General features: G+C 43.9%; 2 protein-coding genes. Both read left to right on the plus strand.

The features are described from left to right. On the plus strand, positions 1-762 hold a 762-nt coding region (locus tag A3766_RS04565), incomplete at its 5' end, for a transporter substrate-binding protein (RefSeq protein WP_156508685.1). A 158-nt stretch (positions 763-920) separates the two neighbouring features. After that, positions 921-1,739, plus strand: coding sequence for a hypothetical protein (locus A3766_RS04570; RefSeq protein WP_068641799.1), 819 nt, complete (start codon positions 921-923; stop codon positions 1,737-1,739). Positions 1,740-1,794: the final 55 nt, after the last annotated feature.

The following is a 1,794-nucleotide window of genomic DNA, read 5'->3' on the forward strand; positions in this document are numbered from 1 at the left end:
CGTACAACGAACAAGATTCTTGAGGCATACCTTAAGGCTAAAGGCGTTGCAGAAAAAGATATCATGATCAACTACACACCTTTCGGTCACTCTGATTGGCAGTCAATTGTTTCAGACATCAAGAAGTTCGGTAGCGCAGGTAAGAAGACAGCGGTTGTTTCAACAATTAATGGTGATGCAAACGTTCCTTTCTATAAAGAGCTAGGTAACCAGGGTATTTCTGCTGAAGATATTCCAGTGGTTGCATTCTCTGTTGGTGAAGAAGAACTGTCTGGTCTAGACACTAAGCCACTTGTTGGTCACTTGGCAGCTTGGAACTACTTCCAAAGCGTTGAAAGTGATGTAAACGAAGAGTTTATTGCAAACTGGAAGTCTTACATCAAAGACGACAAGCGTGTGACTAACGACCCAATGGAAGCGACCTACATTGGTTTCGAAATGTGGGCGAAAGCAGTTGAGAAAGCGGGTACTACTGACGTAGACGCAGTTGAGCAAGCTATCTTGGGTGTATCGGTACCTAACCTGACTGGCGGTACTGCTGTTATGAATACTAACCACCATTTGAGTAAGCCAGTTTTAATTGGCGAGATTCAAGAAGATGGTCAATTTGAAGTGGTTTGGGAAACTAACGGTGAAGTAATTGGTGATGCTTGGTCTAACTACCTACCAGGTTCTAAAGACCTAATTGCTGACTGGACTGACCCGGTTAAGTGCGGCAACTTTAATACTAAAACAGCTAAGTGTTCTGGTCAGAACTTCTAAGACCTGAGCTTTAGCTAGCCGGAAACATTTATTCGGCAACTTAAAAGGGGAGCACTGTCCGGTGCTCCTCATTTCTAAACCTACAACCCCGTAATTTCCCTATGATGTTTGGCTTCAGATCATATCTGAACAGACACAACAGGGAAGTTGCGTGTTAAATGAACCTAAAATGGAGTACAGCGGTGAGAATCCTGCCCTTTATTCTTGCGATAATGTTTAGCTTGGTGTTCAACCAAAGCTATGCGGCATCGAACGCCGAGAACAGTCCAAGCACTGTTGCGACAGCAATAGATAGCGAAACCCAAGCGCTCTTAAGCAAACTGACGAAAGCCAAGCTTAAGAAGATTATTCCGATCTTGAAAGACTTGGAAGCACACGCAGGGGAAACCTTGCTCCCCATGTTTCAGGTGATGCTAAAGGGGCAGCTTCATTATCTTAAGAAAGACCGTAACTCACTTATGTCGGTGAAAAAAGTTGATGGCGAAAAAGTCTTTCACGAAGTTTTCACCGGTGCTGAGTTAGAGCCATTGAAAAAGAAACTCTACAAGAAAGTTCGTGTGAATAACAAAGTGCGCTCTTATCTCCGTGGGGCAATTGCACGTATTCAGCTAAGTGCAAAGGACCCAGAGTTGCGTCTTTCAGCGCTCACTTCTTTACTATCAAGTTTGGATGAAAGCCTGATTGAAGCCATTCAAGCAGTGAAAGTGTCTGAGCAAGATGAAGAAGTATTGGAAATGATGGGGGTTGCACTTGCTATTTATGCCTTAGAAAACAGCAAAGTTCGCGAAGAACGACTGGCGTCAATTGAAACCCTGGCAGGTCGTTTGGAAAATGAGATTAAGAATCTGCTCGCCAAAATTGTTGAAAATGATAGTGATGAAGTCGTTGTGGCGGCGGCACAAAAGGCGTTAACACTGATTGAAGATCGAGTCGCTAACTTTCAGTTTGTCGATAAGCTCTTTTTCGGATTGAGCTGAGGTTCTGTCCTTTTGCTTGCTGCAATTGGCCTGGCAATTACCTTTGGCGTTATGG

The organism is Oleiphilus sp. HI0132 (assembly GCF_001635845.1).

Bases quoted from the DNA above. Each gene is read 5' to 3' on its own strand.
- A3766_RS04570 (WP_068641799.1), top strand. From the start codon at position 921: ATGAACCTAAAATGGAGTACAGCGGTGAGAATCCTGCCCTTTATTCTT.